This is a genomic window from Rhizobium sp. LjRoot98 (genome assembly GCF_964252935.1).
In the GTDB taxonomy this organism is placed as follows: Bacteria; Pseudomonadota; Alphaproteobacteria; order Rhizobiales; family Rhizobiaceae; genus Pararhizobium.
Genome location: NZ_CAXUPW020000002.1, coordinates 42,111 through 67,045, shown reverse-complemented (window position 1 = coordinate 67,045; position 24,935 = coordinate 42,111). Strand labels below are relative to the sequence as shown.

21 protein-coding genes are annotated in these 24,935 nt (G+C 60.3%); 16 read left to right on the top strand and 5 right to left on the bottom strand.

Annotation, left to right across the window (positions count from 1 at the left end):
• Positions 1 to 152: 152 nt before the first annotated feature.
• Genes ACSQ3J_RS08990 through ACSQ3J_RS08980 form a run of 3 tightly spaced genes read left to right on the top strand, consistent with a single transcriptional unit; the run spans position 153 to position 2,975 of the window.
• Positions 153 to 1,073 carry an ABC transporter permease gene (locus tag ACSQ3J_RS08990; protein ID WP_082512316.1) on the top strand — a complete coding sequence of 307 codons (921 nt, stop codon included), beginning with the start codon at positions 153 to 155 and terminating at the stop codon, positions 1,071 to 1,073.
• Positions 1,070 to 1,894 (top strand): ABC transporter permease, encoded by an 825-nt coding sequence (locus tag ACSQ3J_RS08985; RefSeq protein ID WP_436039003.1) that lies wholly within the window; start codon positions 1,070 to 1,072, stop codon positions 1,892 to 1,894. Before ACSQ3J_RS08990 ends, ACSQ3J_RS08985 begins: the two co-directional genes overlap by 4 nt.
• A gap of 7 nt (positions 1,895 to 1,901) precedes the next feature.
• Entirely contained in the window at positions 1,902 to 2,975 is a 1,074-nt protein-coding gene (locus tag ACSQ3J_RS08980; protein ID WP_060506791.1) for an ABC transporter ATP-binding protein, read from the top strand.
• On the opposite strand, the gene ACSQ3J_RS08975 is transcribed toward ACSQ3J_RS08980, so the two are convergent.
• From ACSQ3J_RS08975 to ACSQ3J_RS08965, 3 genes are read right to left on the bottom strand one after another with little or no spacing between them, the layout of a single operon-like run.
• The gene (locus ACSQ3J_RS08975; RefSeq protein ID WP_436039002.1) at positions 2,972 to 4,240 is read right to left on the bottom strand and encodes a flavin monoamine oxidase family protein; all 1,269 of its coding nucleotides are present in this window, start codon (positions 4,238 to 4,240) and stop codon (positions 2,972 to 2,974) included. The two genes, ACSQ3J_RS08980 and ACSQ3J_RS08975, sit on opposite strands and share 4 nt — an antisense overlap.
• Positions 4,237 to 5,307, bottom strand: coding sequence for an ABC transporter substrate-binding protein (locus tag ACSQ3J_RS08970; RefSeq protein WP_436039221.1), 1,071 nt, complete (start codon positions 5,305 to 5,307; stop codon positions 4,237 to 4,239). Before ACSQ3J_RS08970 ends, ACSQ3J_RS08975 begins: the two co-directional genes overlap by 4 nt.
• Positions 5,308 to 5,344: 37 nt before the next feature.
• Positions 5,345 to 6,004, bottom strand: coding sequence for a TetR family transcriptional regulator C-terminal domain-containing protein (locus ACSQ3J_RS08965; RefSeq protein ID WP_060506790.1), 660 nt, complete (start codon positions 6,002 to 6,004; stop codon positions 5,345 to 5,347).
• A 264-nt stretch (positions 6,005 to 6,268) separates the two neighbouring features.
• On the opposite strand from ACSQ3J_RS08965, the gene ACSQ3J_RS08960 reads away from it, so the two are divergent.
• The 11 genes from ACSQ3J_RS08960 (at position 6,269) to ACSQ3J_RS08910 (ending at position 17,595) form a co-directional block, all read left to right on the top strand.
• Complete coding sequence (locus tag ACSQ3J_RS08960) at positions 6,269 to 7,888, top strand: phytoene desaturase family protein (protein WP_436039001.1); 1,620 nt, start codon at positions 6,269 to 6,271, stop codon at positions 7,886 to 7,888.
• Positions 7,875 to 9,488: a phytoene desaturase family protein gene (locus ACSQ3J_RS08955; protein WP_082562845.1), complete on the top strand. Its 1,614-nt coding sequence runs from the start codon at positions 7,875 to 7,877 to the stop codon at positions 9,486 to 9,488. The genes ACSQ3J_RS08960 and ACSQ3J_RS08955 overlap by 14 nt, the downstream gene beginning before the upstream one ends.
• A complete protein-coding gene (locus ACSQ3J_RS08950; RefSeq protein ID WP_060511761.1) occupies positions 9,485 to 10,705 on the top strand; it encodes an aminomethyltransferase family protein in 1,221 nt (406 codons plus the stop codon). Before ACSQ3J_RS08955 ends, ACSQ3J_RS08950 begins: the two co-directional genes overlap by 4 nt.
• Positions 10,706 to 10,715: 10 nt before the next feature.
• Positions 10,716 to 10,952 (top strand): hypothetical protein, encoded by a 237-nt coding sequence (locus ACSQ3J_RS08945; protein WP_060506789.1) that lies wholly within the window; start codon positions 10,716 to 10,718, stop codon positions 10,950 to 10,952.
• 119 nt (positions 10,953 to 11,071) lie between these two features.
• Positions 11,072 to 11,308 (top strand): DUF982 domain-containing protein, encoded by a 237-nt coding sequence (locus tag ACSQ3J_RS08940; protein WP_060506648.1) that lies wholly within the window; start codon positions 11,072 to 11,074, stop codon positions 11,306 to 11,308.
• A gap of 277 nt (positions 11,309 to 11,585) precedes the next feature.
• Positions 11,586 to 12,719, top strand: coding sequence for an aminomethyltransferase family protein (locus ACSQ3J_RS08935; RefSeq protein ID WP_060506647.1), 1,134 nt, complete (start codon positions 11,586 to 11,588; stop codon positions 12,717 to 12,719).
• A gap of 4 nt (positions 12,720 to 12,723) precedes the next feature.
• Complete coding sequence (locus ACSQ3J_RS08930; RefSeq protein WP_060506646.1) at positions 12,724 to 13,329, top strand: dimethylamine monooxygenase subunit DmmA family protein; 606 nt, start codon at positions 12,724 to 12,726, stop codon at positions 13,327 to 13,329.
• Positions 13,326 to 14,291 (top strand): PDR/VanB family oxidoreductase, encoded by a 966-nt coding sequence (locus tag ACSQ3J_RS08925; protein ID WP_060506645.1) that lies wholly within the window; start codon positions 13,326 to 13,328, stop codon positions 14,289 to 14,291. Before ACSQ3J_RS08930 ends, ACSQ3J_RS08925 begins: the two co-directional genes overlap by 4 nt.
• Before the next feature lie 18 nt (positions 14,292 to 14,309).
• Positions 14,310 to 15,350, top strand: a complete 1,041-nt coding sequence (locus tag ACSQ3J_RS08920; RefSeq protein ID WP_060506644.1) for a heme-dependent oxidative N-demethylase family protein — start codon at positions 14,310 to 14,312, stop codon at positions 15,348 to 15,350.
• A 183-nt stretch (positions 15,351 to 15,533) separates the two neighbouring features.
• On the top strand, positions 15,534 to 16,871 hold the full coding sequence (locus ACSQ3J_RS08915) for an NAD(P)-binding domain-containing protein (RefSeq protein ID WP_060506643.1): 1,338 nt from the start codon (positions 15,534 to 15,536) through the stop codon (positions 16,869 to 16,871).
• A 124-nt stretch (positions 16,872 to 16,995) separates the two neighbouring features.
• On the top strand, positions 16,996 to 17,595 hold the full coding sequence (locus ACSQ3J_RS08910) for a PAS domain-containing protein (RefSeq protein ID WP_060506642.1): 600 nt from the start codon (positions 16,996 to 16,998) through the stop codon (positions 17,593 to 17,595).
• 9 nt (positions 17,596 to 17,604) lie between these two features.
• Here ACSQ3J_RS08910 and ACSQ3J_RS08905 read toward each other — a convergent pair whose 3' ends face one another.
• A complete protein-coding gene (locus ACSQ3J_RS08905) occupies positions 17,605 to 19,974 on the bottom strand; it encodes a DUF1989 domain-containing protein (protein WP_060511759.1) in 2,370 nt (789 codons plus the stop codon).
• 293 nt (positions 19,975 to 20,267) lie between these two features.
• On the opposite strand from ACSQ3J_RS08905, the gene ACSQ3J_RS08900 reads away from it, so the two are divergent.
• Positions 20,268 to 22,055 carry an APC family permease gene (locus ACSQ3J_RS08900; RefSeq protein WP_060506640.1) on the top strand — a complete coding sequence of 596 codons (1,788 nt, stop codon included), beginning with the start codon at positions 20,268 to 20,270 and terminating at the stop codon, positions 22,053 to 22,055.
• Positions 22,056 to 22,220: 165 nt separating this feature from the next.
• Positions 22,221 to 22,877, top strand: coding sequence for a sulfite oxidase-like oxidoreductase (locus ACSQ3J_RS08895; RefSeq protein WP_060506639.1), 657 nt, complete (start codon positions 22,221 to 22,223; stop codon positions 22,875 to 22,877).
• A gap of 3 nt (positions 22,878 to 22,880) precedes the next feature.
• Here the strand turns inward: ACSQ3J_RS08895 and ACSQ3J_RS08890 are convergent, their stop codons facing one another.
• Positions 22,881 to 24,854, bottom strand: coding sequence for an adenylate/guanylate cyclase domain-containing protein (locus ACSQ3J_RS08890; RefSeq protein ID WP_060506638.1), 1,974 nt, complete (start codon positions 24,852 to 24,854; stop codon positions 22,881 to 22,883).
• Positions 24,855 to 24,935 lie beyond the last annotated feature (81 nt).

Below are 24,935 nucleotides of genomic sequence, written 5' to 3'. Positions count from 1 at the left end.
TTGGCAGAAAAAACACTTGCGTTCAATCCTGTTTTGCGCTCATTCTGTCAGCGGGAACAAAGAACAGGCGGAAAACCGCCAGGGACGGACAGCATGATACGATCCCTCACTTTTCACTGTTGTACCGGCATCGCGCCGGAAAGGCGGCGCTGATGGTGGCGTTGCCGGGCTCCATTGAAACGGAGAACAGACGATCCGTTGCCGGCCGCCGCCGATGGACATCCAGCGACGAGGCAAAGGGCCTGACGCTGATCTCACCAACCCTGCTCTATGCGCTGGCGCTGCTCTTCCTGCCGGTTCTCATCGTCATCGCCTACAGTTTCTGGTCGCAAGATTATCTCACCATCGACCGCAGCTTCACTCTTGAAAATTACCGCATCGCGCTGACGGAGCCGATCTACCGCGACCTGCTCTGGCGCTCCCTCACCATCTCGCTTGCCGTCAGCGTCATCACGGTTGTCTTCTCCTACCCGGTCGCCTGGTTCATTTCCTTCCATGGCGGTGTTCACAAGAACCTCTGGCTCTTCCTGATCACCGTGCCCTGTTGGACCAGCTATCTGCTGCGCGTCATGTCGTGGAAGGTCATTCTTGGCTATCAGGGCGTGCTCAACACCGGGCTGATGTCAACCGGACTCATCGACAAGCCGGTTGCCTCCCTGCTCTACAATTCCAACGCCGTGATCATCACGCTTGTCCACAGCTGGGCGGCGTTTGCCATCCTCCCGATCTATGTGTCGCTGGAGAAGATCGACCGTTCGCTGATCGAAGCGGCGCATGATCTCGGCGACAACAAGCTCTGGAGCTTCTTGCGCGTCACGCTTCCGCTGTCGCTGCCCGGCGTCATTTCAGCCTTTCTGATCGTGATGATCCCGACAGTCGGCGATTACGTCACGCCAAAACTGGTGGGCGGCAAGGATGGCGTGATGATCGCAACCGCCATCCAGGCGCAGTTCGGCAAGGGCGCCAACTGGCCGCTCGGCGCCGCCCTGTCCGTCACCACCATGGTCATTGTCTCGGCGATGGCCGGCTGCATGGTGCTGGCATTGAAACTCTTCGTGAGGCGGATCAAATGAGCGGTCGTCACGGCATTCGAAAATCCCGCTGGCTCCCGGCTTACGTGACGGTTTACCTCGGCTTTCTCTATCTGCCGATCCTGCTTCTGCCGATCTTCTCGTTCAATGATGCGGCGTCCACCACTTTCCCGCTCGCCGGTTTCACCACCAAATGGTACGCCTCGCTCTGGGGCAATACGGCCATGCTTGTGGCGGCGCGCAACAGCCTGATCGTCGGCATCTGCGTTTCCGTCCTCTCGACCGGCCTTGCCAACTGCGCCGCCCGCGCCGTCACCCGCTACAAATTCCGCGGACAACACGCGGCAACAGGCCTGTTGATGGCGCCGCTGTTCCTGCCGGAAATCATCGTCGCGGTATCCCTGCTGATGATCGTGCTGCAACTCGGCATCGAATTATCGCTGGCGACCGTCATTCTCGGCCAGACCGTTTTCTGTCTGCCCTATGCGCTGTCGGTGCTGATCTCCGGCTTCGATGGCTTCGACCGCTCGCTGGAAGAAGCCTCGCTCGATCTCGGCGAAACCGCCATCGGCACCTTCCGCCGGGTGACGCTGCCGGTGGTGGCGCCGGCGATCATTTCCAGCCTGCTGGTCTCTTTCACCATCTCGCTGGACGAGTTCATCCTCGCCTTCTTCCTGTCCGGCACCGAGCCGACACTGCCGGTCTATATCTGGGGGCAGCTGCGTTTCGCCGCCAAGCTGCCGGGCGTTCTGGCGCTTGGAAGCCTGATGATCGCACTATCAATCATCCTCATCACCATCGCTGAAATCCTGCGCCGCCGCGCGGAAAACCGCCTCAAAGCTGGAGCCTCCGTCCATGGCTGATACACCCATGATAGAGATCGATGCCGTCAGCCGCTACTACGGCATCTACCGGGCGCTCGATGATGTCAGCCTCGATATTGCCGCTGGCGAATTTTTCTCGCTGCTCGGCCCTTCGGGCTGCGGCAAGACCACGCTCTTACGCTCGATCGCCGGTTTCGATACACCGACATCCGGCGATATCCGCATCGACGGCCAATCGGCCATCGGCCTGCCACCCAACAAGCGGCCGACCAATATGGTCTTCCAGAATTACGCGATCTTTCCGCATTTGAATGTCGAGGAAAATGTCGGCTACGGTTTGAAGCGTCTGAAGCTGGACGCCGACGACGAGCGCCGACGCATCGGCAATGCACTGGAACAGGTGCGGCTTGCCCATCTTGGCAAGCGCAAGGCCCACGAGCTTTCAGGCGGCCAGCGCCAGCGTGTCGCCCTTGCCAGAGCACTGGTGATGCGGCCAAAAGTGCTTTTGCTCGATGAGCCGCTGTCTGCGCTCGACAAGAAGCTGCGCGAGGAAATGCAGGTCGAACTGCGTACCCTGCAAAAGGCCGTCGGCATTACCTTCGTCCTGGTCACGCACGATCAATATGAAGCCCTTGCGATGTCGGACCGGATCGCTGTTATGTTCGGCGGCCGGATCGCGCAGGTGGCGACGCCGAAGGAGATCTACCAGCATCCCCTCACCCGGCAGGTCGCCGACTTCCTGGGCGGTATGAATTTCATGCAGGCGAAAATCACCAGTGAAAGCGCCGTCAATCTCTCCGTCGAAACCACCCGCTTCGGCAATGTCACCATCGCCAAGCCCAAGGGTTTTACCGCCAGCAACGGCCAGGCAACCATCGGCATCCGGCCGGAACGCCTGCGGGTTCTCTGGGACGACGCCAAGGCGGATTGCGAGGTCACCGGCCATGTGGTCGACCGGCATTATTTCGGCGAGATCACCCACCTGATCGTCGAGGTACCCGGGCTGGAAAAACCGTTGTCGGTTTCGGAGACCAACAATTTCGGCGCCGACGACATTCCAGTCGGCGCGCCCATCCGGCTCGCCTACGATCCGGATGCGTTGGTGGCAATGGCCAGTTAGAGCGCGGCGATGACCCGCGCCGCCGCTTCGCGCCCGGCGACAATCGCGCCCTCAATATAGGCGGGAAATGACGATGCGAGTTCCGACGAGGCAAAATGCACCGGCGGCAGACCGGCGCGGAGAATATCCTCGGCATCATAAGCTTGGAGATCGCTGATCACATCGCTGTAACCGCCGCCGCTCCACGGGTCGTCCACCCAGTCACGGATCAACAGGCCCGCTACATCAGCCGCCTCCGCCCCCAGCGCCTCCACCAGCCGCCGGCGGATTTCAGCCTCGATGAACGCCCGCCCTTTCGCACTCCATGCGGCGGCAAGCGGACCGCCTGCGAAGATCACCAGAGCCGTTGCCTGCACGCTGCTGACATCGCAGGCAAAAAGCCCGAGCGTATCGCGCCACATGATCATGCCGCTCAAACCGCGCTCCCGCCAGAACGGCCGCTTATAGCGCACCAGCGCCTTGATCACCGTGCCGCTCTGCCAAACACCCAAAGCCCCGGCCAACGGTTGCGGCAGATCGGGTTCATGTGCGATACGCGATGCCATCACCGGCGGCACCGCAATGATCACCTGCCGCGCCGTCAGCACGTCGCCCTTACCGGTTGTCACCGAAACCGCCCCATCTCTGCGCGCCACGCCAACCACAGGCGTTTCCAGCCGCAGACGCTGGCCGAGTGTAACGGCCAAAGCCTCGGCTGCCGCATGGATCGTACCCTCAGCGAAATACTGCAGCTCGTTGCCATTGCTGATCGTGCGCCGGTCATTGTCGATCAGGTACCACAGCGGGATCTCCCCAATCGCCCGGCACCAGAGTCCTTCGACCATCGCCTGATAGCTGGCCTTCGCACCCGGAGGATCATTCTGGCGGGCAAGCCACTCACCCGCCGTCAACCCGGCAATACCCGGATCACGTGGGTCGATCCGGTTGGCCCGGGCGCGGATACGGCCGGATTCAGCAAAGGACGAACCGGTCTCGGCGAAAGCCTGTGGCTGGACCAGGAAATTGCCCTCCAGCGGCGTTTCCACCAGGGGTAAACTGAACCGCCGCGTCAGCGCCATCACGTTCGGCATTTCATCACAGATGAACTGACCGGCGGTATCGATCGCCACACCATCGGCAAAAGCCATCGCCTCGACCCTGCCGCCGACACGATCGCGGGCCTCGAGAACGATCACGTCGAGCCCGGCCGAAACCAGCGCATCCGCCGCCGAAAGGCCGGAAAAACCGGCCCCGGCGACGATCACATCTGCATCATAGCCGCTCAATAGCCCGCCTTGATCTTCTCGAATTCGGCAATCATCTTCTGATGAAGCTCGGTCGGCATCGGCGACTGGAACAGCGTCTTGTCGACGAATTTATCGACATCGGCATAGCCCTTCGCCGTCAGCACTTGTGGGTCCATCGCCGCCATGCCCTTGGCATTGGCATGGCCGTAACCCCAGTCATTCACCAGATAGGCGCTGACAGCGGGATCGCTGATCGCGTTGAGGAAATCATATTCCTTGGCCTCGTCGCCCTCAGCCCCCTTCAGCCGCACATAGCCGCAGACCCAGGTCGACATTCCCTCGTCCGTATCCCGCTTCATCTCCACGGGTATGCCATCCTTCTGCAGCACGGTCGCCGTGTCGTTCCAGGCCCAGGCCAGATCCACCTCGCCGCTCGCCATCGCCTGATTGACCTCGGTATAATCGGTCCAGTAGAGCCGGACATTCTTGTGAACCTCGCGCAGGAAGGCGGAGGCCTCGGCGAACTGCGCATCCGTCATCTTCGTCCAGTCCTTCAGCCCGATGACGAGGCTCGCCAGTGCATAGGCATCATCAACACTGTCGCCAATCGACACCCGGTCCTTGAATTTCGGGTCGGCGAATGCCTTCAGCGACTGGATCTCCTCCGGCTTCACGGTATCGGTGCGATAGGTCAGGACCGAGTTGCCCCACTCGAATGGCAGAAACCAGGCCTTGCCATCGTCCGAGGTCATCAGCCCTTTCATGTCCTTGATGCGGGGCAGGATATCGTTCCAGCCGGTCAGCTTCGAGGTATCGAGCGGCTCCAGCAGACCTGCCTCGCGCCACTTGTTGACGCTCTGCGAACAGGGATGGGCCAGATCCGCCTTGAAACCGGACCGAAGCTTCTGGAATGCCTCCTCCTCGTCGCCGAAGAAGCTGAAATCCGGCTCCGTACCGTGCTTGGCGGTGTAGGCCGGATGGAAGGCCGGATCTTCATAACCGGACCAGTCGAAAACGGTTATATTGTCGGCGGCGCGTGCAGCCGTGCCGGAAAGTAGCGAAGCCAACACCGCGGCCCTGCCCAAATGTCTGACCATTCCCATTATCCGCATGCCGTTCTCCTTCGCCGTTTTCAGCTGTTCCCTATTTCGGACCCTCATGGGTCATATGGCCCGGAAACACCGAGACAAGATATTCGATCGCGGCGGCATGGGCCTTTTCGCGCGTCAGCCCGTCGCCCATCATCAGCCGGAACCACAGGCCCTCCATCATGGCACTCAGAGCCAGCGCGATGGTCTCGGCGTCATAGGTGTAGGAAGCTTCAGCCTTCAGTTTCGCGCAGAGCGCGATGAACAGTTCCTGATACTTGGTGTCGCGAGCGCCGCAGAGCGCCTGATAGGTCGGGCGCGATTTCGCCTCGCCCCAGAAGGCGCACCAGGCGGCAAGCTTACGCTTGGTGCAGATCTTGCGGTCGAAATCGGCCGCCACCAGCGCCCAGAGCTGCGATGATGCCCCCTCACCGGCCTTGTCGAGCGCCGCACCCCAATGTGCCGCATATTCGTCGGCCATGAACTGCAGCGTGGCGATCAGCAGCTTTTCCTTGCTTTCGAAATGAAAATTGACGATGCCGCGCGACAGGCCCGCGCCATCGGCAACATCGGCAAGTGTCGTCTCGGAATAGCCGCGCTTTGCAAGCGAATCGATGGTCGCCTCGACCAGCTGCTGGCGCCGTGTTTCCTTGGATGCCTTGCGGCCCCGCTTGTCGCCCTCTCCAGCTTGCACCGCCGCAGACACTACCTTCATTCTGACTGTTACCTTTTCGCCCTTCAGACTGAGAGCAACGGTCATGACATGCTCCCACCCGGTTTTTCATCGGACCGATGAGCGGGACAATGCCGCCCCATGTCAAGAACCTTCTGCATACCCACTTCCCGCTACCCGACCTCTGGCACGAAATCCTATCGCATTATCAGAGGATTGCAACATACTTGCTGAATATTCATTCAATATATCTGGACAACATTCTGCTTTTCATGCCAGATTTTTCATTGCGAAGGAGACGGCATTATGAAGAAATGCGACGTGGTGATGATCGGAGGCGGCCATAACGGCCTGGTTGCAGCCTGCTATCTGCAGCGCGCCGGCCTCGATGTGCTGGTGCTTGAAAAGAACGATTGGGTCGGCGGCGCCGCCACCAGCCGCGAACTGACGCCGGGTTTCCTCTATTCGAACTGTTCCTACGTCTGCTCGCTGTTCCGCCCGGAGATCATGCGCGATCTCGAATTGCCGAAACATGGCCTGCAGGTCATCGCCTATGAGGGCGGCGCCGTCTTCACCCGCGATGGCGATTACATCGCCTCCTATCGCGATCATGACAGCCATCGCCGCGAATTCGCCCGATATTCCAAGCGCGATGCGGAGGCCTATGACCGCTACGCCCGCGACGTCACCCGCCAGTGCCGCTTCATCCAGCCACTGTTGATGCGCACAGCCCCCGATCCGTTTTCCTTCAAGCCGCGGGACATTTCCGAACTGCTTTATCTCGGCAAGAAATTCGGCGAGTTTTCGGCCCATGACATGGCACAGACCTTGCGGTTCTGGACGATGTCGATCTCCGATTTTCTCGACGAGTATTTCGAAACCGATGTGATCAAGGCCTATCTCGCCCTGTCCGGCATCATCGGCACCGCGCTTGGGGCGATGTCGCCCGGCACGGCCTATGTGCTGCTGCATCATTACATGGGCGAAGTGGATGGCTCCGTCGGCGCCTGGGGCTATGCCCGCGGCGGCATGGGTGCGGTGACGCAAGCGCTCGCCTCCTCCTTCCAGGCATCCGGCGGCACGATCCGCACCGGCGCCGATGTGGCAAGGGTCATGACCCGCAGCGGCCGCGCCACCGGCGTCGTGCTTGCCGATGGCGAGGAAGTGCGCGGCAACCTCGTGGTCTCCAATGCCGACGTCAAGCGCACCTTCTTGAAGCTGGTCGAAGAAGACGCCCTGCCCGAAACCTTCGTCCACCGCGTCAAGCATTTCAAGATGCGCGGCTCGTTGGGGAAGCTCAACATCGCGCTCGACAGCCTGCCGGAATTTCCGGCCCTGCCGAAGAATTCGTCCTGCATCCGCGGCGACCTGCATTTCACCGATTCGATGGAGCGGATGGAACGCGCCTACGACGACTGGAAAGCCGGACGCTATTCCGCCGATCCCTTCGTCGACATGGTGATCCCCACAACACTTGATCCGACCATGGCGCCGCCTGGCAAACATTTCATGAGCTGTTTCGTGCAATATTGTCCGCCGCAGATCGAAGGCCGCGACTGGACGGACGCCGATCGCGATGCCTTTGCCGATACGGTCGTCAGCCAGATCGCCGATTATTCCCCGGGCTTCCGCGACCGCATCCTGCACATGGAAGTGCGCACACCCCACGAAATCGAGACGGAAGTCGGCCTGACGGAAGGCAATATCTTCCAGGGCGAACTCACCTTCGACCAGCTGCTGTTCAATCGCCCCGTGCCTGGCTACGCGCAATACCGCTCGCCAGTGCCCGGGCTCTATCTCTGCGGCTCCTCCACCCATCCCGGTGGCGGCGTCATGGGTGCACCCGGCCGCAATGCCGCCGCTGAAATCCTGCGTGACCTGAAACTGAAACCCGCTGAAATGAGCCCGGCCCATGACGTCATCTGATCCAGCCCGGACATCCGCCTCCACCAGCCCGGCATCCTTCGAGGCCCCAAACTTCGACGCTATCGTCATCGGTGGCGGCCATAACGGCCTGACGGCCGCAACCCTGCTCGCCCAGAACGGCCGCAAGGTCATTGTGCTCGAGGCTGCCGAAAGCACTGGCGGCGCGATGCGCGGCTTCGAATTCCACCCGGGCTACTGCTCCGCCGGCCTGGCCCACATCGTCAACCGGCTCGACCCGGATGTCGCCAAGCTGCTCAAGCTCGACAGCAAGGGCCGGAGAGCAGAAACATTGCCGACCGTGGCGCTCTCGCCAGACGGCAAACACGCCGTGCTGCGCGGCGGTTATGGCGAAACCATCGACGGCATCAGCCAGGCCGAAATGAAAGCCTTTGCGGCGATGCGCAAGAAGCTGGTGTTTCAGGCCGGAATTCTCAAGCGTTTCCTCAAGCGCCGTCCGCCGGAAATCGGCAAGGTGGGAATGAGCGATCTCAGCACCTTTGCCGGCGCGGGCTTCAGCCTCATCACCAAGGGGCGCGAGGAAGGCCGCGACTTCCTGCGCATGCTGTTGATGAACGTCGCCGATGTTGCCGACGAATATCTGAGCGACGACCGGTTGAAAGGCCTGGTTGCCTTCGATGCCACCCTTGGCATTCACCTCGGGCCGCGCTCACCGACCTCGCTGCTTGGCCTCTATTATCGCCTGACCGGCGAAACCGATGGGGCAACGGGCGCACAACACGTGCCGCAAGGCGGTATGGCCACGCTTGCCCCCGCCTTCGAAAACGCGGCGGCAGCGGCAGGCGTCACCATCCGCACCGGTGTCCATGTCACACGCATTGTCGCCGACCGAGGCGCGGCAACCGGCGTCATTCTCTCCACCGGCGAACAACTGAATGCTTCCGCCATCGTCTCGGCCATCCACCCGCAGGCGACATTCCTCAGCCTCTGCGACACCGCCGAACTCGGCACCGGCTTCGTGCGCTCGATCAGCAACGTCCGCTCCAAAGGCAATGTCGCCAAGCTCGATCTGGCGCTGGAACGGCCACCGACTTTTACCGGTGTCTCAAGCGCCGATCATCGCGGCCGCCTCGTTATCGCCCGCTCCATCGCCCATGTCGAAGACGCCTTCAATCCGGCCAAATATGGCGAATTCTCAACCGATCCGGTGTTGGAGATCACGCTGCCAAGTCTCGCCAACCCCGATCTCGCACCCTCCGGTGGGGCGACGCTGTCGGCTTTGGCCGAGTTCGCACCTTATGATCTCAAGGGTGGCTGGGAGAGCGGCAAACCGGCTTTCGAAGCGATCATCCTCGAAACGCTGGAGCGCTATGCACCCGGCCTGTCGAAAAGCGTTGTCGCCAGCAATCTCATGACGCCAGCCGATATGGAAACACAGTACAATCTTCCCGGCGGCCACTGGCATCACGGCGAATTGCAGGCTGACCAGCTGCTGATAAACCGCCCCGTCAACGCGGCTGCCGGTTATGCGACTCCATTGTCCGGCCTCTATCTGGCCAGCGCCGGATCGCATCCGGGCGGCGGGATTTCCGGCCTGCCGGGACTTCTGGCCGCTCGCCACATCCTTTCGGAGAGACCATGATGCTGGAGATGAACACCCGCCGCGCCCTGCAAGGCCATATCGCCACGCCGCGCTTCGAAACACCGTTCCATCCGCGCATCGCCGCAATCAGCGAAACCAGCGACTGGTACACCTGGGCAGGCTATAAGGCGCCACATTCCGTTTTCGACGAGGAACTCGAATATTTCGCCATACGCTCGACGGCAGCGCTGTTCGATATTTCGCCAATGGTCAAATACCGCATCGCCGGACCGGATGCGGAACGTTACCTCAACCGCCTGACCGTCCGCAATGTCGCCAAGCTCAGCACCGGCCGCGTCCACTATACCGCCTGGTGCGACGACCACGGCCACGTTCTCGATGACGGCACGCTGTTCCGCTTGTCTGCCGATACGTTCCGTCTTTGCTGCCAGGAACGCCACCTGCCCTGGCTCCTCGACAGCGCCATCGGCTTCGATGTCGGGATCGAAGAAGAAACGATGCAGATCGCAGGGCTCGCCTTGCAGGGCCCGACATCCTTCGCCGTCCTGTCCAACGCGGGCTTCGACTGTATCGAACGGCTAAAACCTTTCCAGCTTGCCGATTTCCCGCATGAGGATGGCTCGGTCACCATTTCGCGCACCGGCTTTACCGGTGACCTCGGTTACGAACTTTTCGTCCCGGCCGAAGCGGCTCTCAGCCTCTGGGATCGTCTCTGGACGGCGGGTCAACTCCATGGCATCCGCGCCATCGGCTATGCGGCGCTCAATCGCGCCCGCATCGAAGCCGGCTTCATCGTTGCCAATGCCGATTTCATGACCGCCGAAACAGCGCTGCGGGCCGACCGCGCCCGCATGCCGGACGAGATCGGGCTGGAATGGCTGGTCGATACTGAGAAACCCAACTTCAATGGCCGTAAAGCAATACTTGAAGCAAGGCGGAATCAAACTCTGAAGCATGTGCTCGTCGGCCTTGAAATTGAAGGCAATATTCCGGCTGACGGCGCCATCATCTATCACCGGAAAAAGCATGAAGCCGGCCTCGTCAGCGCTGCCATCTGGTCGCCGCTTGCCAAGCGCAATATCGCTATTGCCAGCCTGACGCGCCCCTATGGCACGCGCCTCACCGAAGACCTTTGGGTGGAGATCTACGCGTTGCGCGAGCTGCAATACCAGAAAATGATGAAACGCGCCCGCATCGTACCGCGTCCCTTCATCAAGCTTGACCGCCGCGCCGCCGCGCCGCCCGGCCTGTTCTGACGGCCACAAGATGGACGACGAGACACGCCGGAATTGGGAGCTGATCCGAACGCCGCCCGGCATCGAATGGTCCGGCCGCACCCGCTATGCCGCCGCAACGTTCCTGCATCACCAGGGAGAAATGAGCGCCGAGGTTCTGGAGGTCTACCGCATCTGTTCGAGGCTGGATGCGGAAGATCCGCTTGATGTCTTGCGGCGCTGGAATATCGGCTCGGACTGGATAGAGCAGTTCCTGAGCACACGGTAAGGATCGGCTGCATCGGAACATCATTTCGAAAGCAGATTCCAAAATAAATCGCCTCATGGAACCTTCTCGAATCCGGAGCGTTTGGGTGCTGCAATTTCTAAAAGCAGCATGAGGACGACGTGAGTTACAAACGCTTTCCAACCCCCGTCAGAGTGATCATCAAACAGAGCCAGGAAAATATCATCGCCACCGCCTGGGATGCCGTCGAGTTTCTTCGCCGTTGGCGGGGACGCCGTGGCCTTGCCTACCGGCGCGCCCTGCAGCACTGCCTTGATGCGCTTGATGGTATCCTCAGCCCGCAAAAAGCCTGGGCGTCGTTTACCGCCGCCATGAAGGAAGAAGGCGTGCTTGCCTGATTCTCACCTTATCCCTGCCCCCATGATGCCCGGACCGCTTGTCCGGGCATTTTCGTTTCTGCCCTCCGGCAGGATTGCGCCACTTGAAAAGTGCGGTTTTCCGGCGTTGAATGCCTACAGCCCTGCCTACTGAAGCGCGAATGCGGCATGATTTTCGCCGTTCGCGACACCGCACTTTCCGGCGATAAATCCACATCGCGGGCTTGCCGTTCCCAAAAACGCGAATATACTCAGGAATAATTATTTCCACAGAGTGAAATAAATAAGGGAACAAATCATGGCACTTAGCTGGCGTTTCTCCGCCTTGGGCGACCGACATCGTGCATTGGGATCCAACCTCGAGGACTGGAGCGGCATGGGAACCGCCTGGACCTATGACAAGGATATTTATGAAGAACACATCGCCGTGCGCACCAAGGCCGGCATCATGGATGTCTCCGGCCTGAAGAAGGTCCATCTCGTTGGCCCGCATGCGATTGCCATCCTGGAATACATCACCACCCGCGACATGACGAAGGTCTATCCCGGCAAGTCGGTCTATGCCTGCATGCTCAACGATCGTGGCCATTTCACCGATGACTGCATCGTCTACCGCACTGGCCCGAACTCCTGGATGCTGGTGCATGGCTCGGGCTCGGGCTTTGAGGAAATCGTCAAGCAGGCGCAGGGCCGCAATTGCGCCGTGCTGTTCGATGACGACCTGCACGACCTCTCCCTGCAAGGTCCGCTCGCTGTCGACTATCTCGAAAAATACGTGCCCGGCATTCGCGATCTCAAATACTTCCACCATATGCAGACGACGCTGTTTGGCGCGCCGGTGATGATCTCGCGCACCGGTTATACCGGTGAGCGGGGCTATGAAATCTTCGTGCGCGGCCAGGATGCCGGCATGGTCTGGGACCGGATCGTCGATGAAGGCAAGGCGATGGGCATCATCCCCGTCTGCTTCAGCGTTCTCGACATGCTGCGCGTCGAAAGCTACCTGCTGTTCTACCCCTACGACAACTCGCAGATGTATCCTTTCGCCAACGAACAGCCGGGCGACAGCCTGTGGGAACTCGGCCTCGACTTCACTGTCAGCCCCGGCAAGACCGGCTTCCGCGGCGCCGAGGAACATGCCCGCCTGAAGGGCAAGGAGCGCTTCAAGATCTTCGGCCTGCTGGTCGAAGCCGATGGCCCGACCGATCTCGGCGACGAGGTCTGGGCCGGCGACAAGAAGGTCGGCGTCATCACCTGCCCGTCCTATTCCAAGCTCACCAACCGCTCGATGGCGATCATGCGCGTCGATGTTCCCTATGCCGTCCAGGGTACGAAGCTCGAGGTGAAGGGAAAGACCGTCAACGCCCCGGCCATCGCGCATACGATCACCTTCGACGATCCGAAAAAGACGAAACGGACGGCGCAGGGCTGACGCCATGCTCGTACAAGGGATCAAAAGCCGGCCGGAATACAAGGGGCTCGACATCGATCCCCACGCCAAACGTCACCTCTTCGTCCTCGAGGGCGAAGGGGCAGCGGCCCTCACCGCTCAGGTGGAACTGAAAGACACGGATTTTCTGGCCAAATCAGAAATTCTCTATCTCGCCGCAGGCGCTGCGCCGAAAGCGTACGACGTAGTCCTCTCGGCTCTGTCACCCGATGTCTTCTGGCAGGCCCCAACACTTCAGCCGCTGTTGTTTCGCCTGCGCGCCTGTCTTGAGCAGGCGCAGATGGGAACGCGGCTCTACATCGCCGGTACCGAAGGCTTCATTGGCCAGATCATGCAGGTAGCGCTGGAATTCGGCATCGATTTCAACTCGATCCATACCGAGCATCGCGGCTCGACAGCACGGCGCGTCCAGTGTGTCCACTGCAAGGGCATCACCGATAATGTGACGACCAGCCCGTTCGCCTGCACCCATTGCGGCCTGCCGCTGCTGGTGCGCGATCATTACTCCCGGCGTCTCGGCGCGTTCCAGGGCGTCAATATCGATGCGGAAGAACCGGGGACGGCGCCTGCGCCGGAGGAGATGTTCCCATGAGCCTCAACACCGATATGCCGGTCAGGGTCGCTGCGGTGACGCAGGTGACCGATCTGGTCAAGCGTTTCCGCTTCGAGCGATTGGACGGACATCCAATGCCGTTCTTCTCCGGCGGCGCCCATGTCGTCGTCTCGATGAACGACAACGGCCTTTTGCGCCGCAATCCCTATTCGCTGATGTCGAATCCCGACGACAACAGCGCCTATGAAATCAGCGTTCTCCGCGTGCCGAATTCGCGCGGCGGCTCGATCTTCATGCACGAACAGGTCCGGCCCGGCGATCAATTGACCGTCAGCCAACCGGTCAATCTGTTCGCGCCGGATCATCGCGGCCGCAAGCACATTCTCTTTGCCGGCGGCATCGGCATCACGCCGTTCATCGCCATGATGGAACAGTTCAGCCGCGACAACATCGCGTTTGAACTGCACTACGCCATCCGCTCCCGTTCGCACGGCGCCTATTGGCAGCAATTGCTGGATCGCTACGGCCCGCGCCGGATCAAGATCTATGTCGACGAGGAGAAGTCCTTCATCCCGGTCGCCGAAATCGCCGACAATCAGCCGCTTGGAACGCATCTCTATGTCTGCGGCCCCGCTGGGATGATCGACGGCGTGCTGATGACCGCGCTGAAAGCAGGATGGCCGAAGGAAAACCTGCATTCGGAACGTTTCCTGGCGCCGCCGACTGGTCTGCCGTTCCAGGTCTTCCTGGAAAAATCCAACATCCACATGACTGTCGGCGAGCACCAGAGCATCCTGGAAGCGGCCGAAGCGCATGGCTGCGACGCTCCCTACATGTGCCGTGGCGGCGCCTGTGGCCAGTGTGAGACTGAAGTCTCCTCCTGCGACGGCAAGCTGCAGCACAACGACATCTACCTGTCGGACGAGGAAAAGGCGTCTGGCAAGAAGGTCATGATCTGCGTCTCGCGGTTCAAGGGCCAGCAACTCGTTCTTCAACTCTAGCTCAAGGGGACCGGACAGATGACCATCACGTTCAGGAGCGAAACGTTCCGCGACGACTTCACCTTCCGTAACAGCCTCTACAATATCAGGCGTTTCCCCTTCCCCTTCGACCGCGACGAATACATGTATTCGGTCAACATGGAGCCGCATATCCGCGGCAAGGCGGACAGCGTCTTTGAAAACCTGATCGACGTCGACGAGCACTATGTTGCCGAGATGCAGGACCGGGCGATGGTCTTGAAGGAAGATCCGCTGCGCTGCCAGGCCTTGCCGCATATGATGGCGGCGCAATGGGATGTGCTGGAGCTTTTGATGGAGCATCAGGCACAGGATTATCCCGAGCACTTCACGCTGGAGAAGAACGGTGACCGCTGGCGCTGGATCAACCGGCCGATGGGTATCGACGACACCTTTACGTTCGGCGATCCATCGACCTTGCCCTATCCGCCGATGGAATATATCACCCGGCAGGCCCAGGGCGATTTCTGCATCGTCGACCAGCGCGACAACAATCTCTGGATGGATGCCGGCATGGTCACCACCCAGGCCGACTGGTCGCTTGATTTCGACATCGGCATGAACTTCATGGAATGGCATGGGCCGGTGCCGCTCGCCCACCAGATCGGCGTGTTCGACCGGGCGCTGAAGTTCCTCTTGAACCTGCAACAGGGAAAGCCGACCCGCCGCCTCAATTGGACGATGACGGTCAATCCGCGGCTCGATACCTCCCCGGAAAACTACCACAAATGGGGACCAGACCGCACGACGGTGACACCGGAAAACGTCGGCGAAAAGATGCATCTGCGCGTCGAATTGCAGAGCCTCTGGCGCCTGCCACGCTCCAACGCCATCCTCTTCGTCATCCGCTGCTACCTGATCAGCCTCGACGAACTGGTGACCGTCCCCAAATGGGGCCGCCGCCTGCCGCGTGTGCTCAAAAGCCTGCCACCGGAAATCGTCGACTACAAGGGCCTGACCCGCAACCGCCCGATCATGATCGACTGGCTGGCGAAATATGACGATGGGGCGCCGACCAGTGCAGGGATTTATCCGGATTGAGATTTAAGGCCCCTCCCCAACCCTCCCCACAAGGGGGAGGGAGTTAACACGGCATGCGGCCGCTCCATCGTCACAGGATAATGAGGGCGAGGCACACGCGATCTGCTCCCTCCCCCTTGTGGGGAGGGTTGGGGAGGGGTTCTTCACAAAGCACACAACGACATAAAAAGGGAACAAACAGACATGACCAGAGTAGCCGTGATCGGCGCAGGACCTTCGGGCCTTGCCCAGTTGAGAGCCTTCCAGTCCGCCGCCCAGAAGGGCGCAGAAATCCCCGAAATCGTCTGCTTCGAAAAACAGGCCGACTGGGGCGGCCTTTGGAACTACACCTGGCGCACCGGGCTTGATGAATATGGCGAGCCGGTTCATGGCAGCATGTACCGCTATCTCTGGTCGAACGGTCCGAAGGAATGCCTGGAATTCGCCGACTACTCGTTCGAGGAGCATTTCGGCAAGCCGATCGGCTCCTACCCGCCCCGCGCCGTGCTCTGGGACTATATCAAGGGCCGTGTCGAAAAGGCCGATGTGCGCAAATGGGTGCGCTTCTCCACGCCGGTGCGCATGGTCCGTTTCGATGAGGAATCCAAGACCTTTACCGTCACCGCACACGACCGCGTCAACGACGTCATGTATGACGAGATCTTCGATTATGTCGTCGTCGCCTCCGGCCATTTCTCCACGCCGAACGTCCCCTATTTCGAAGGTGTGAAAACCTTTGGCGGCCGCGTCCTGCATGCCCATGATTTCCGCGATGCTTTGGAATTCAAGGACAAGGACGTGCTGATCGTCGGCCGCTCCTATTCGGCCGAGGATATCGGCTCGCAATGCTGGAAATACGGCGCGAAATCGGTGACCACCAGCTATCGCTCCAAGCCGATGGGCTTCAAGTGGCCGGAGCGTTTCGAAGAGCGGCCTCTGTTGCAAAAGCTCGTCAACAAGACGGCGCATTTTGCCGATGGCTCGACCAAGGAGGTCGATGCACTGATCCTGTGCACCGGTTATCTCCACCACTTCCCGTTCCTGCCCGACGACCTGCGCCTGAAGACCGCCAACCGCCTGTGGTCGGACAGCCTCTACAAGGGCGTCGTCTACGAGGACAATCCGCAGCTGATGTATATCGGCATGCAGGACCAGTTCTACACCTTCAACATGTTCGACGCCCAGGCCTGGTATGCCCGCGATGTGATTATGAACCGCATCAAGCTGCCGCCGAAGGCGGAGATGCAGGCGCATTTCGACAAATGGCGCGCCCGCGAGGAAACGCTCGAGGATGCCGAACAGATGATCTGGTTCCAGGGCGATTACGTCATCGAGCTTCTCGAAGACACCGATTATCCCAAGTTCGATGTCGAAGGCACCAACCAGACCTTCATGGAATGGGAGCATCACAAGGCCGAAAACATCATGGGCTTCCGCGACAACGCCTACAAATCGCTGATGACCGGCACCATGGCACCGAAGCACCATACGCCCTGGCTGGAAGCCATGGACGACACGCTGGAAGTCTATCTCAAGAACTGACCGCGTTTCCCCGATAATGGAGCCGGAGGCCAATTGATGGCCTTCGGCTTTCCGATGTCAGATTGCCGGAATTTCAAGAATAAGTTCACCTGCCCTTTCCTCCTCCAGCATCACCGGATCAGCCATGGATTTTCTGAGCAGTGTTCTCGGCCGCATGAACGGGTTTCTGTACCGATGCCGGGCCGACGAACACTATACGATGCTGGATATGACCGACGGCATCCAGCGTATCTTCGGCTACAAGGCGGACGAAATCGTCGGCAATCGCGTGCGTACCTTCACGTCGATCATGTGCGAAGACGATGTTCCGGCCATGGATGCCGTGGTCGGCAAAGCGCTGGAAAACCGTACCGACTGGACGCTCGAATACCGCATCCGCCACAACAGCGGTCACCTCATCTGGGTTACGGAAACCGGCGGCGGCGTCTGGGACACAAACGGCGAATTGCTCTATCTCGAAGGCAGCATCGTCAACATCGAATCCCTCTACCAGCGCATCGACGAACAGACCGCCGACATGCGCGCGACCGCCTCGCGGACGGCCGAAATCCTGCATTCCCTGCGCTACCTGAAACTGCTTGCCGTCAATGCCGGTATCGAAGCCGCCCGTGCCGGTACAGCCGGTGCCGGCTTTGCCGTTCTCGCCTCGGAAATGCGCACCCTCGCCAACGATTCCGAAGCCGTCGCCCGGCAGATCGCAACGGCCCAAGGGAAATCGAGCTGAACCGCGGCGTTACGACCGCGGCTTGAGCTTCTGCGGATCATAATGCGCAAACGGCACGATCTTCGCCGGTAGCCGCTTCTGCTGGCCATCCAGCTTGCCGATCTCGACATCCGTGCCAATCTCTGAATGCAGCACATCCATCCGCGCCAGCGCGATCGTCTTTTTCAGAAGCGGCGAGCGGGTTGCACTGGTAACGACGCCAACCTGCGCGCGGCCGATATGCACGGTATCGCCATGGCCAACGGCGTCATTGGCATCGATATCGAGCCCGACCAGCTTGTAGCGCGGGTTTTCTTTGCGCTTGATCAGCGCGTCACGCCCGATGAAATCCTCGGTCTTTGATTTCAACGGCACGGTGAAGCCGATACCGGCCTCGAACGGGTCGGTTTGATCGGAGAAATCATAATGGGCAAATACCAGCCCGGCCTCGATGCGTACCATGTCGAGCGCCTCCAGACCCATCGGCTTCAAGCCATGTTTCTGCCCGGCCTCCCAGACCGCGTCGAAGACGGCGAGCGCATCCTTCGGATGACAGAAGATTTCATAGCCGAGTTCGCCGGTATAGCCGGTGCGCGAGACAACGACCGGAGCGCCCTCGAAATGGCCGATGCGGCCGACGGCAAAGCGGAACCATTCAAGCTCGCCGATCGATGGCTGCGAGGGTGCCGTCCAGATGATTTCCTTGATAAGGTCGCGACTATTCGGCCCCTGGACAGCGAGATTATGCATCTGGTCGGTGGAAGAGCGCACCCAGGCCTTGTAGCCCTTCTTTTCCGCCTGCTCGCGCAGCCAGATGCCGCTGACATCGTCGCCGCCGATCCAGCGGAAATTGTTATCGCCCAACCGGAATACAGTACCGTCGTCGATCATGCCGCCATTCTCGTAGCACATCGCCGTATAGACGACTTGGCCCGGCGACAGTTTGCGGATATCGCGCGTGACGCAATATTGCAGCAGAGCCTCCGCATCCGGGCCGGTCACCTCGAATTTCCGAAGCGGCGACAGGTCCATCACCACCGCCTTCTCGCGGCAGGCCCAGTATTCCTCGATCGGTCCTTCGTTGTTGAAGCGGTTCGGCAGCCAGTAGCCGCGATATTCGGTATGGTTGCGCGTCAGTGCCGACAAGCGCGGATGGAAGGCGGTTTCCTGGGTCATTTCTGGCTCTGCATCGGGGGTCATTCGGATGGCGACGGCGCGGGCGAATTTCTCCTTGTCCGCATAGGTGCGGACATGGATATCGGTCGGGTTCCAGGCATTGGCCGCATCGATATCGTCGGGACAGGACGAGGAGACGCAGACCAGATCGGTCAGCGCCCGCATCAGCACATAATCGCCCGGCCGCGACCACGGTTCGTCAAGATAGAGCTGGTTGTGGTGGTCGACATTGGTGTTGTAGAAATAATTGAGCGCTTCCCAGCCCTTGCGCGGTGCAATGCCATAGGGCGCCAGCGCATGGTTGAAGTTATCGGTGCAATTGACATGCCCCGGATAGCCCATATCGTCGTAATAGCGTGAATTGCAGGCGGTCGCGAAGGCGTCATGACGCCCAACCGTATCCTGCACGATCTCCACCAGCGGCTCAAAATCCCGGTCGAACGCCTTCGACGGCAGACCCGGCGTCGGATAGCTGCGGCCAAGCAGCGTCCGGGTCACTGTCGCGTCGAGCGCCAGATCCAGCCCCTTGTCGACCTTGCGGGCCGAAAACGCCTGGAAATCGGTGCATTGCCGGCCGGAAACGTCGATGACCTGAATGAACTCGCCGGCGCGCACGAAATAGGCCGACGCTCTTGCCGCCTGGATGCGCAGGTCCTGGATCGGATCGGCCATCGGTTCCGGCAGCATCTCTTCATAGGTACGCTCGATTTTGGAGCGGGTCACGCGCAGTTCGAGCGCCGTTGCGGTATTCTGCGCCTCGGCGTCCATCGCCGGTGCCGGGGCAGCGACGATCAGCAATCCATCAAGGACAAGGGTCAATTCCGCCACGGCCCCGGGTGACGAGCTTTCGCCAAACAGGACCAGCGCCTGCGCCCCGGCAGGATCGACATTGCGCCGTTTCAAAGCCCCCAGCGTTCGCCGCGCACTCTCCTCGTCCCGAGCAAGGATTTCCTGAAGTCCATGGGCAGGCTGCGAAAACGCAACCCCGAGACCGGCCGCATTGAAACGCCCTGCGGCATCAATGAAGCTCACCTCGCACAACTGGCCGCCCTCGATATCCTTGATGCTGATCCGGTCACCGGCCATCACCTTGACCGCGGTCGTGCCGCGTCCCTTGACCCGGTAACGCTCGACGCCAGGCGCAAGCGCCGGAATACCCGGACGCAGAATCGTACTGGGCCGCGGCGGCATCAAGGTGCCGGCAAATCGTCCGGAATCAATCATCTCAGCTCCCACCCGAAGGCACAGTCGGTTCAGCGATCTATAAGCGCCACGTTATGCACCGGCAATATGGCCAAACTATCCTATGGGAGCCCTTGGAAAGTAAAGAGAGACTTGACCGAGAAGAAAAAAAATTCACTATGAAGATAACTGCGGTCACGAGTTTCAGTGACGGGAACGGTGAATGACACTGCTCAATGCAGGCTTCGCCAAGCAATAAAAACCGCAGCCAGCATCATCAATAAAGGGGACGCGCCACGCGCGCTTGAAGACAAAACTGGTCGAGGAGACTGTTTATGGCATCTATCGTTGAGACCGACGGGTCGACCGCTGCCTCGGGCACCGGGCTGATCCGCGCGCTGGACTGGAAAGGGGCATTCTGGGTTGCTGCCGGCGTACCGCCGCTGGTGCTCTTCTCCATCGGCGGCATTGCCGGCACGACGGGCAAACTCGCCTTCGTCGTCTGGATCATTTCCATGGTCATGGGCTTCCTGCAGTCCTTCACCTATGCCGAAATCGCCGGCATGTTCGGCAACAAATCCGGCGGCGCATCGATCTATGGCGCCACCGCCTGGCTGCGTTATTCGAAATTCATCGCGCCACTATCGGTGTGGTGCAACTGGTTCGCCTGGTCACCGGTTCTGTCGCTCGGCTGCGCCATCGCGGCGGGCTATATCCTGAATGCTCTGTTCCCCATTCCCGGCGCCGGTAGCCCGGCGGTGATGGAATGGATCAGCGCCAACATGGCAACTCTGACGGCCGAAAGCCCGCGCGTCGCGGAATGGCTGGCTGCCAATGCCGGCAAGACACCGCAGGACGCCATCTCGGCCCTGTTGTCGACCGATGCCATCGCCGCCCTCACCCCGGCGATCCGCAACTGGTCGCTGATCACCTTCGATATTCCCTTCCTCGCCAAGGCAAACCTCAACGCCACCTTCGTCATTGGTGGTATCCTGATGCTGATCATCTTTGCGATCCAGCATCGCGGCATCCAGGGAACGGCCAGTGTCCAGAAATGGCTTGCCATCATCGTTCTCTTGCCGCTGCTGCTCATCGGCCTCTATCCCATCTTCTCCGGCCAGATCGACAGCGCCAATATCACCAATCTCGTGCCGCCGACGGCCGGTTATTCCGGTATCGACGGCGTCTGGAGCAATGGCGGCTGGACACTGTTCCTCGGCGGCCTCTATATCGCCGCCTGGTCGACTTATGGGTTCGAAACGGCCGTCTGCTATACCCGTGAACTAAAGAACCCGAAGACTGACACGTTCAAGGCCATCTTCTACTCCGGCCTGCTCTGCTGCCTGTTTTTCTTCCTCATCCCATTCACCTTCCAGGGCGTTCTTGGCCATGCGGGCATGCTCGCACCTGGCATCGTTGATGGAACAGGTGTTGCGGAAGCCCTGGCAAGCCTCGTCCATGGCGGCCAGATCATCACGCAGATCCTCGTTCTCCTAATGATCATGGCCCTGTTCCTCGCCATCATGACCGCGATGGCGGGTTCGTCGCGCACCCTCTACCAGGGGTCCAAGGACGGCTGGCTGCCAAAGTACCTCGATCACGTCAACGAGCACGGCGCTCCGACCCGCGCCATGTGGACCGACTTCGGCTTCAACCTGATCCTGCTTGCGATCGCCTCCGACGTGGCCGGCTACTTCTTTGTGCTGGCGGTCTCCAATGTCGGCTACATCATCTTCAACTTCCTCAACCTCAATGCCGGCTGGATCCACCGCATGGACTCCAGCCACATCCCGCGCCCCTGGAAGGCACCGACCTGGCTGATCGGTCTCAATACGGTTCTCGCCTTCGTCAACGCGCTGTTCCTCGGCGCCGGTGCCAAGGTCTGGGGTTACTCTAACGCGCTGTGGGTTGGCTTCATCTTCGCCGCCCTCATCCTGCCGGTCTTTGCCTATCGCCACTTCGTCCGTGACGGCGGCAAGTTCCCTGCAGGGGCAATGGAAGATCTGGGGCTCGTTGGCCAGGATCTCGGCGTCAAGAAAGCCGGCATCCTGCCCTATGTTGCCCTTGCAGCAGGCCTTGCCGTCGTGCTGTTCGCCAACGCCTACTTCCAGCTTCCGGCCTGACCGGATTGAAAGAGGCTAACAAAGGCCGCGCATCGAAAGATGCGCGGCCTTCGTCGTTTCGAAATACGCCGGTGCTTGTGCCGCCCGCTTGACACGCTTCCAGATTGAAACTGTACTTCCACCATGCGACGCCATCCGGCAGGGTGCAAACTGCGAGGTCCGATCATGACCGATGAAACCGTGGAAACAAAACTGACGGCCTCCAAGCGGCGTTGGGCCGAACAAGGCAAGTTTCTGGCCGGCAGGATAACCCGCCCGGAAACCGGCCGCCTGCCACCGGGCCAGCATCTGGTCACCAACTGGCCGGTGCTTGATCTCGGCCAGCAACCGCGTATCCAGGAGGCGGAATGGACGCTGCAGATCGTCGGCGGCGTCGAGAATCCTGTCAAACTCGATTGGGACACGTTCCGGCGGCTACCACAAAGCCGTAAGCAGTCGGACATTCATTGCGTGACGACATGGTCGCGCTACGACAGTCGTTGGGAAGGTGTTTCGACCCACGATCTGCTCGATCTGGTCATGCCTAGACCGGAGGCCAATTTCGTCATGCTGACCGGCTATGACGGCTATACCACCAACCTGCCGCTTGCCGATTTCGCCTCCGAAGACGGAATTCTCGCAACGGCCTGGGAAGGCGAACCGCTGACACGCAATCATGGCGGCCCGGTGCGCCTCGTCATCCCGCATCTCTACTTCTGGAAAAGCGCCAAATGGCTGCGCCGCATTGAATTCCTGGTAGGCGATCAGGCCGGCTTCTGGGAGAAGAACGGCTACCACATGCTTGGCGATCCCTGGCGCGAGCAACGCTACTCGGACGATTGATCGTCAGCTTTGTAGCGCGACTTGCGTCTGCAGACAGTCCGCTTCGGTTTTCTCACCCACAACCTCGAACAACTGCAGCGCCGTCGCCCTGCCTTTTACTTGCGCCTCCCCCAGCGGACGAAAGACAATCGTATTGTCGCACAAGGCGACGACAGCACTGCTGGCAAGAATTGTCGTGCCATAGACCTTGTTCATGCCTTCGAGACGTGACGCGACGTTCACGGTATCGCCCATCGCGGTATATTGCAGCCGCTCTTTGGCGCCGACACTCCCCACAACCGCCGCGCCTGTATGAATGCCAAAGCGGGTGCGCAATTCCGGCAGGCCTCGCGCCTTCAGATCAGCATTGAATACCCTGAGTTTTCGTTCCACCGCCAGCGCACAGCGGCAGGCGTTTTCCGCATGGCGCTCATCGGCAACCGGCGCGTTCCACATGGCAAAGACCGAGTCCCCGAGAAACTGGATGATCTCGCCCCCATGCTCGCCGACAGTCTCGTTGAAGATGTCGAAATAGTCGGAGAGTAGCGCCACCACCTCCTCCGGCATGCGTTGCTCGCTGAGCGTGGTGAAGTCGTAGATATCGGTAAACCAGGCCGTCACCTCCTGGCGTCGCGCGCTGCGGCCAGCAAACTGCCCGGATTCGATGCCCTTGCGCACCAGTTCTTTCGGCACATAGAGCGCGAAGGTGAAGATCGCATCGCGCGCCCGGTTCATTGCCCGGCCAAGTGTCGAGATTTCGGTGACGTGTGAAAACACGTTGCTTGGAGCCGTGAAATCGAGATCCTGCAACCGCTTGGCGTTAGCGGTCAGCTGGCTCAGCGATTGTGTAACCAGCCGCGCCAGGAAGAGCGCCGCAAGCAGTCCCAGAACGACAATGGCAGCCGCGATGGCAAGCCCCTGATAGAGGTTGCGGTTGGCGGTCGCGGTCAGTTCGTCGAGCGGGGCCGCCACCACGGTCCGGTGCCCGGCAAGCAGCAAAACGGATTTTACCGAGGTCGCCATGATGATGTAGGTGCGGCCGTTGATATCCGCGAAGCTTACCCCGTTGCCTGTTGGAAGGTTGGCCTTGATGCCTGAAAGCAGCGGATCGAGAGGCTTGGCAACATCCGTTTCCCCCTTTTCCTTCACCGTTGTCATGCGGGCCATCAGTCCGCGATCGGAATGCATGATCAGCTTTCCACCGGCGTCCATCACGAAGGCGACCGTTTCCGCGGTCAGGCGTTCACGCGCCATGAATTCGGTGATTGTGCCAAGATCGATATCCGCGCCAATGACAATACCGCCATTACCGTGATGTGCCTGTGAAATGGTCATCCCCAGAGCGCCTGTTGTCACCATCGTATACGGCCCGATCGCAGCTGGCCTCGTGCCATTGACTGCAGCCTGATACCAGGGGCGTTTTCTTGGATCGAAACCGGTAGTCAGGAGGCGCCGCTCCAGCATCTGATTGCCGTCTTTGTCGAGGAAGATCAGCCGGTTGCTGCGCTCACCCGTCGGCTCTGTTTGCATGGAGCGAACCGCAATCGCCGCGGTTTCCGGCGCATCGAGCGCTCTGCGCCACGCCGGGGCGCTCAGGTCGACGGCCTGGATGAACTCCCCGTCGGGATAGCCGGCATAAATGCCATCCAGATTGGTCGATTGAGCAATGATTTCGCGCAGCAGTTTGATCTTGTCGCTCATGCGCTCGGGCGGCGGCACGAGAAAGGAATTGGCGATCGAAGCAGTGAACCCCACGAGCGCCGTCGTCCTGCCGGAAAGAATACCCAACCGGTCGATCAAACGCTCGGAAAAGGCCCGCATGTCCGCCTCGGCATTGATCAATGCGGAATCGCGCGCCCGCACATAGCCAAGGGTGATAAGCGTACCCGAAACGGCGATCAGCAGGGCTGCCATGGCAAGCCCCAAAAGCGATCTCAGCGGCTTGGTCCAGACCGTCGGCCGGCCTTTTGCGGCAGGCTCTACCGTTACTTCCGACATGCTTTGCCTCTGACCCCTAATACGCCAATAAAATCCAAAACTTGAAGTTGAACGCAGACTATCAGCCGGTGGTAATTTCGT

Bases quoted from the DNA above. Each gene is read 5' to 3' on its own strand.
- ACSQ3J_RS08950 (WP_060511761.1), top strand. From the start codon at position 9,485: ATGATGCTGGAGATGAACACCCGCCGCGCCCTGCAAGGCCATATCGCC.
- ACSQ3J_RS08980 (WP_060506791.1), top strand. From the start codon at position 1,902: ATGATAGAGATCGATGCCGTCAGCCGCTACTACGGCATCTACCGGGCG.
- ACSQ3J_RS08890 (WP_060506638.1), bottom strand. From the start codon at position 24,854: ATGTCGGAAGTAACGGTAGAGCCTGCCGCAAAAGGCCGGCCGACGGTC.
- ACSQ3J_RS08910 (WP_060506642.1), top strand. From the start codon at position 16,996: ATGGATTTTCTGAGCAGTGTTCTCGGCCGCATGAACGGGTTTCTGTAC.
- ACSQ3J_RS08930 (WP_060506646.1), top strand. From the start codon at position 12,724: ATGCTCGTACAAGGGATCAAAAGCCGGCCGGAATACAAGGGGCTCGAC.
- ACSQ3J_RS08955 (WP_082562845.1), top strand. From the start codon at position 7,875: ATGACGTCATCTGATCCAGCCCGGACATCCGCCTCCACCAGCCCGGCA.
- ACSQ3J_RS08925 (WP_060506645.1), top strand. From the start codon at position 13,326: ATGAGCCTCAACACCGATATGCCGGTCAGGGTCGCTGCGGTGACGCAG.
- ACSQ3J_RS08900 (WP_060506640.1), top strand. From the start codon at position 20,268: ATGGCATCTATCGTTGAGACCGACGGGTCGACCGCTGCCTCGGGCACC.
- ACSQ3J_RS08915 (WP_060506643.1), top strand. From the start codon at position 15,534: ATGACCAGAGTAGCCGTGATCGGCGCAGGACCTTCGGGCCTTGCCCAG.
- ACSQ3J_RS08965 (WP_060506790.1), bottom strand. From the start codon at position 6,004: ATGAAGGTAGTGTCTGCGGCGGTGCAAGCTGGAGAGGGCGACAAGCGG.
- ACSQ3J_RS08920 (WP_060506644.1), top strand. From the start codon at position 14,310: ATGACCATCACGTTCAGGAGCGAAACGTTCCGCGACGACTTCACCTTC.
- ACSQ3J_RS08895 (WP_060506639.1), top strand. From the start codon at position 22,221: ATGACCGATGAAACCGTGGAAACAAAACTGACGGCCTCCAAGCGGCGT.
- ACSQ3J_RS08905 (WP_060511759.1), bottom strand. From the start codon at position 19,974: ATGATTGATTCCGGACGATTTGCCGGCACCTTGATGCCGCCGCGGCCC.
- ACSQ3J_RS08935 (WP_060506647.1), top strand. From the start codon at position 11,586: ATGGCACTTAGCTGGCGTTTCTCCGCCTTGGGCGACCGACATCGTGCA.
- ACSQ3J_RS08945 (WP_060506789.1), top strand. From the start codon at position 10,716: ATGGACGACGAGACACGCCGGAATTGGGAGCTGATCCGAACGCCGCCC.
- ACSQ3J_RS08990 (WP_082512316.1), top strand. From the start codon at position 153: ATGGTGGCGTTGCCGGGCTCCATTGAAACGGAGAACAGACGATCCGTT.
- ACSQ3J_RS08985 (WP_436039003.1), top strand. From the start codon at position 1,070: ATGAGCGGTCGTCACGGCATTCGAAAATCCCGCTGGCTCCCGGCTTAC.
- ACSQ3J_RS08960 (WP_436039001.1), top strand. From the start codon at position 6,269: ATGAAGAAATGCGACGTGGTGATGATCGGAGGCGGCCATAACGGCCTG.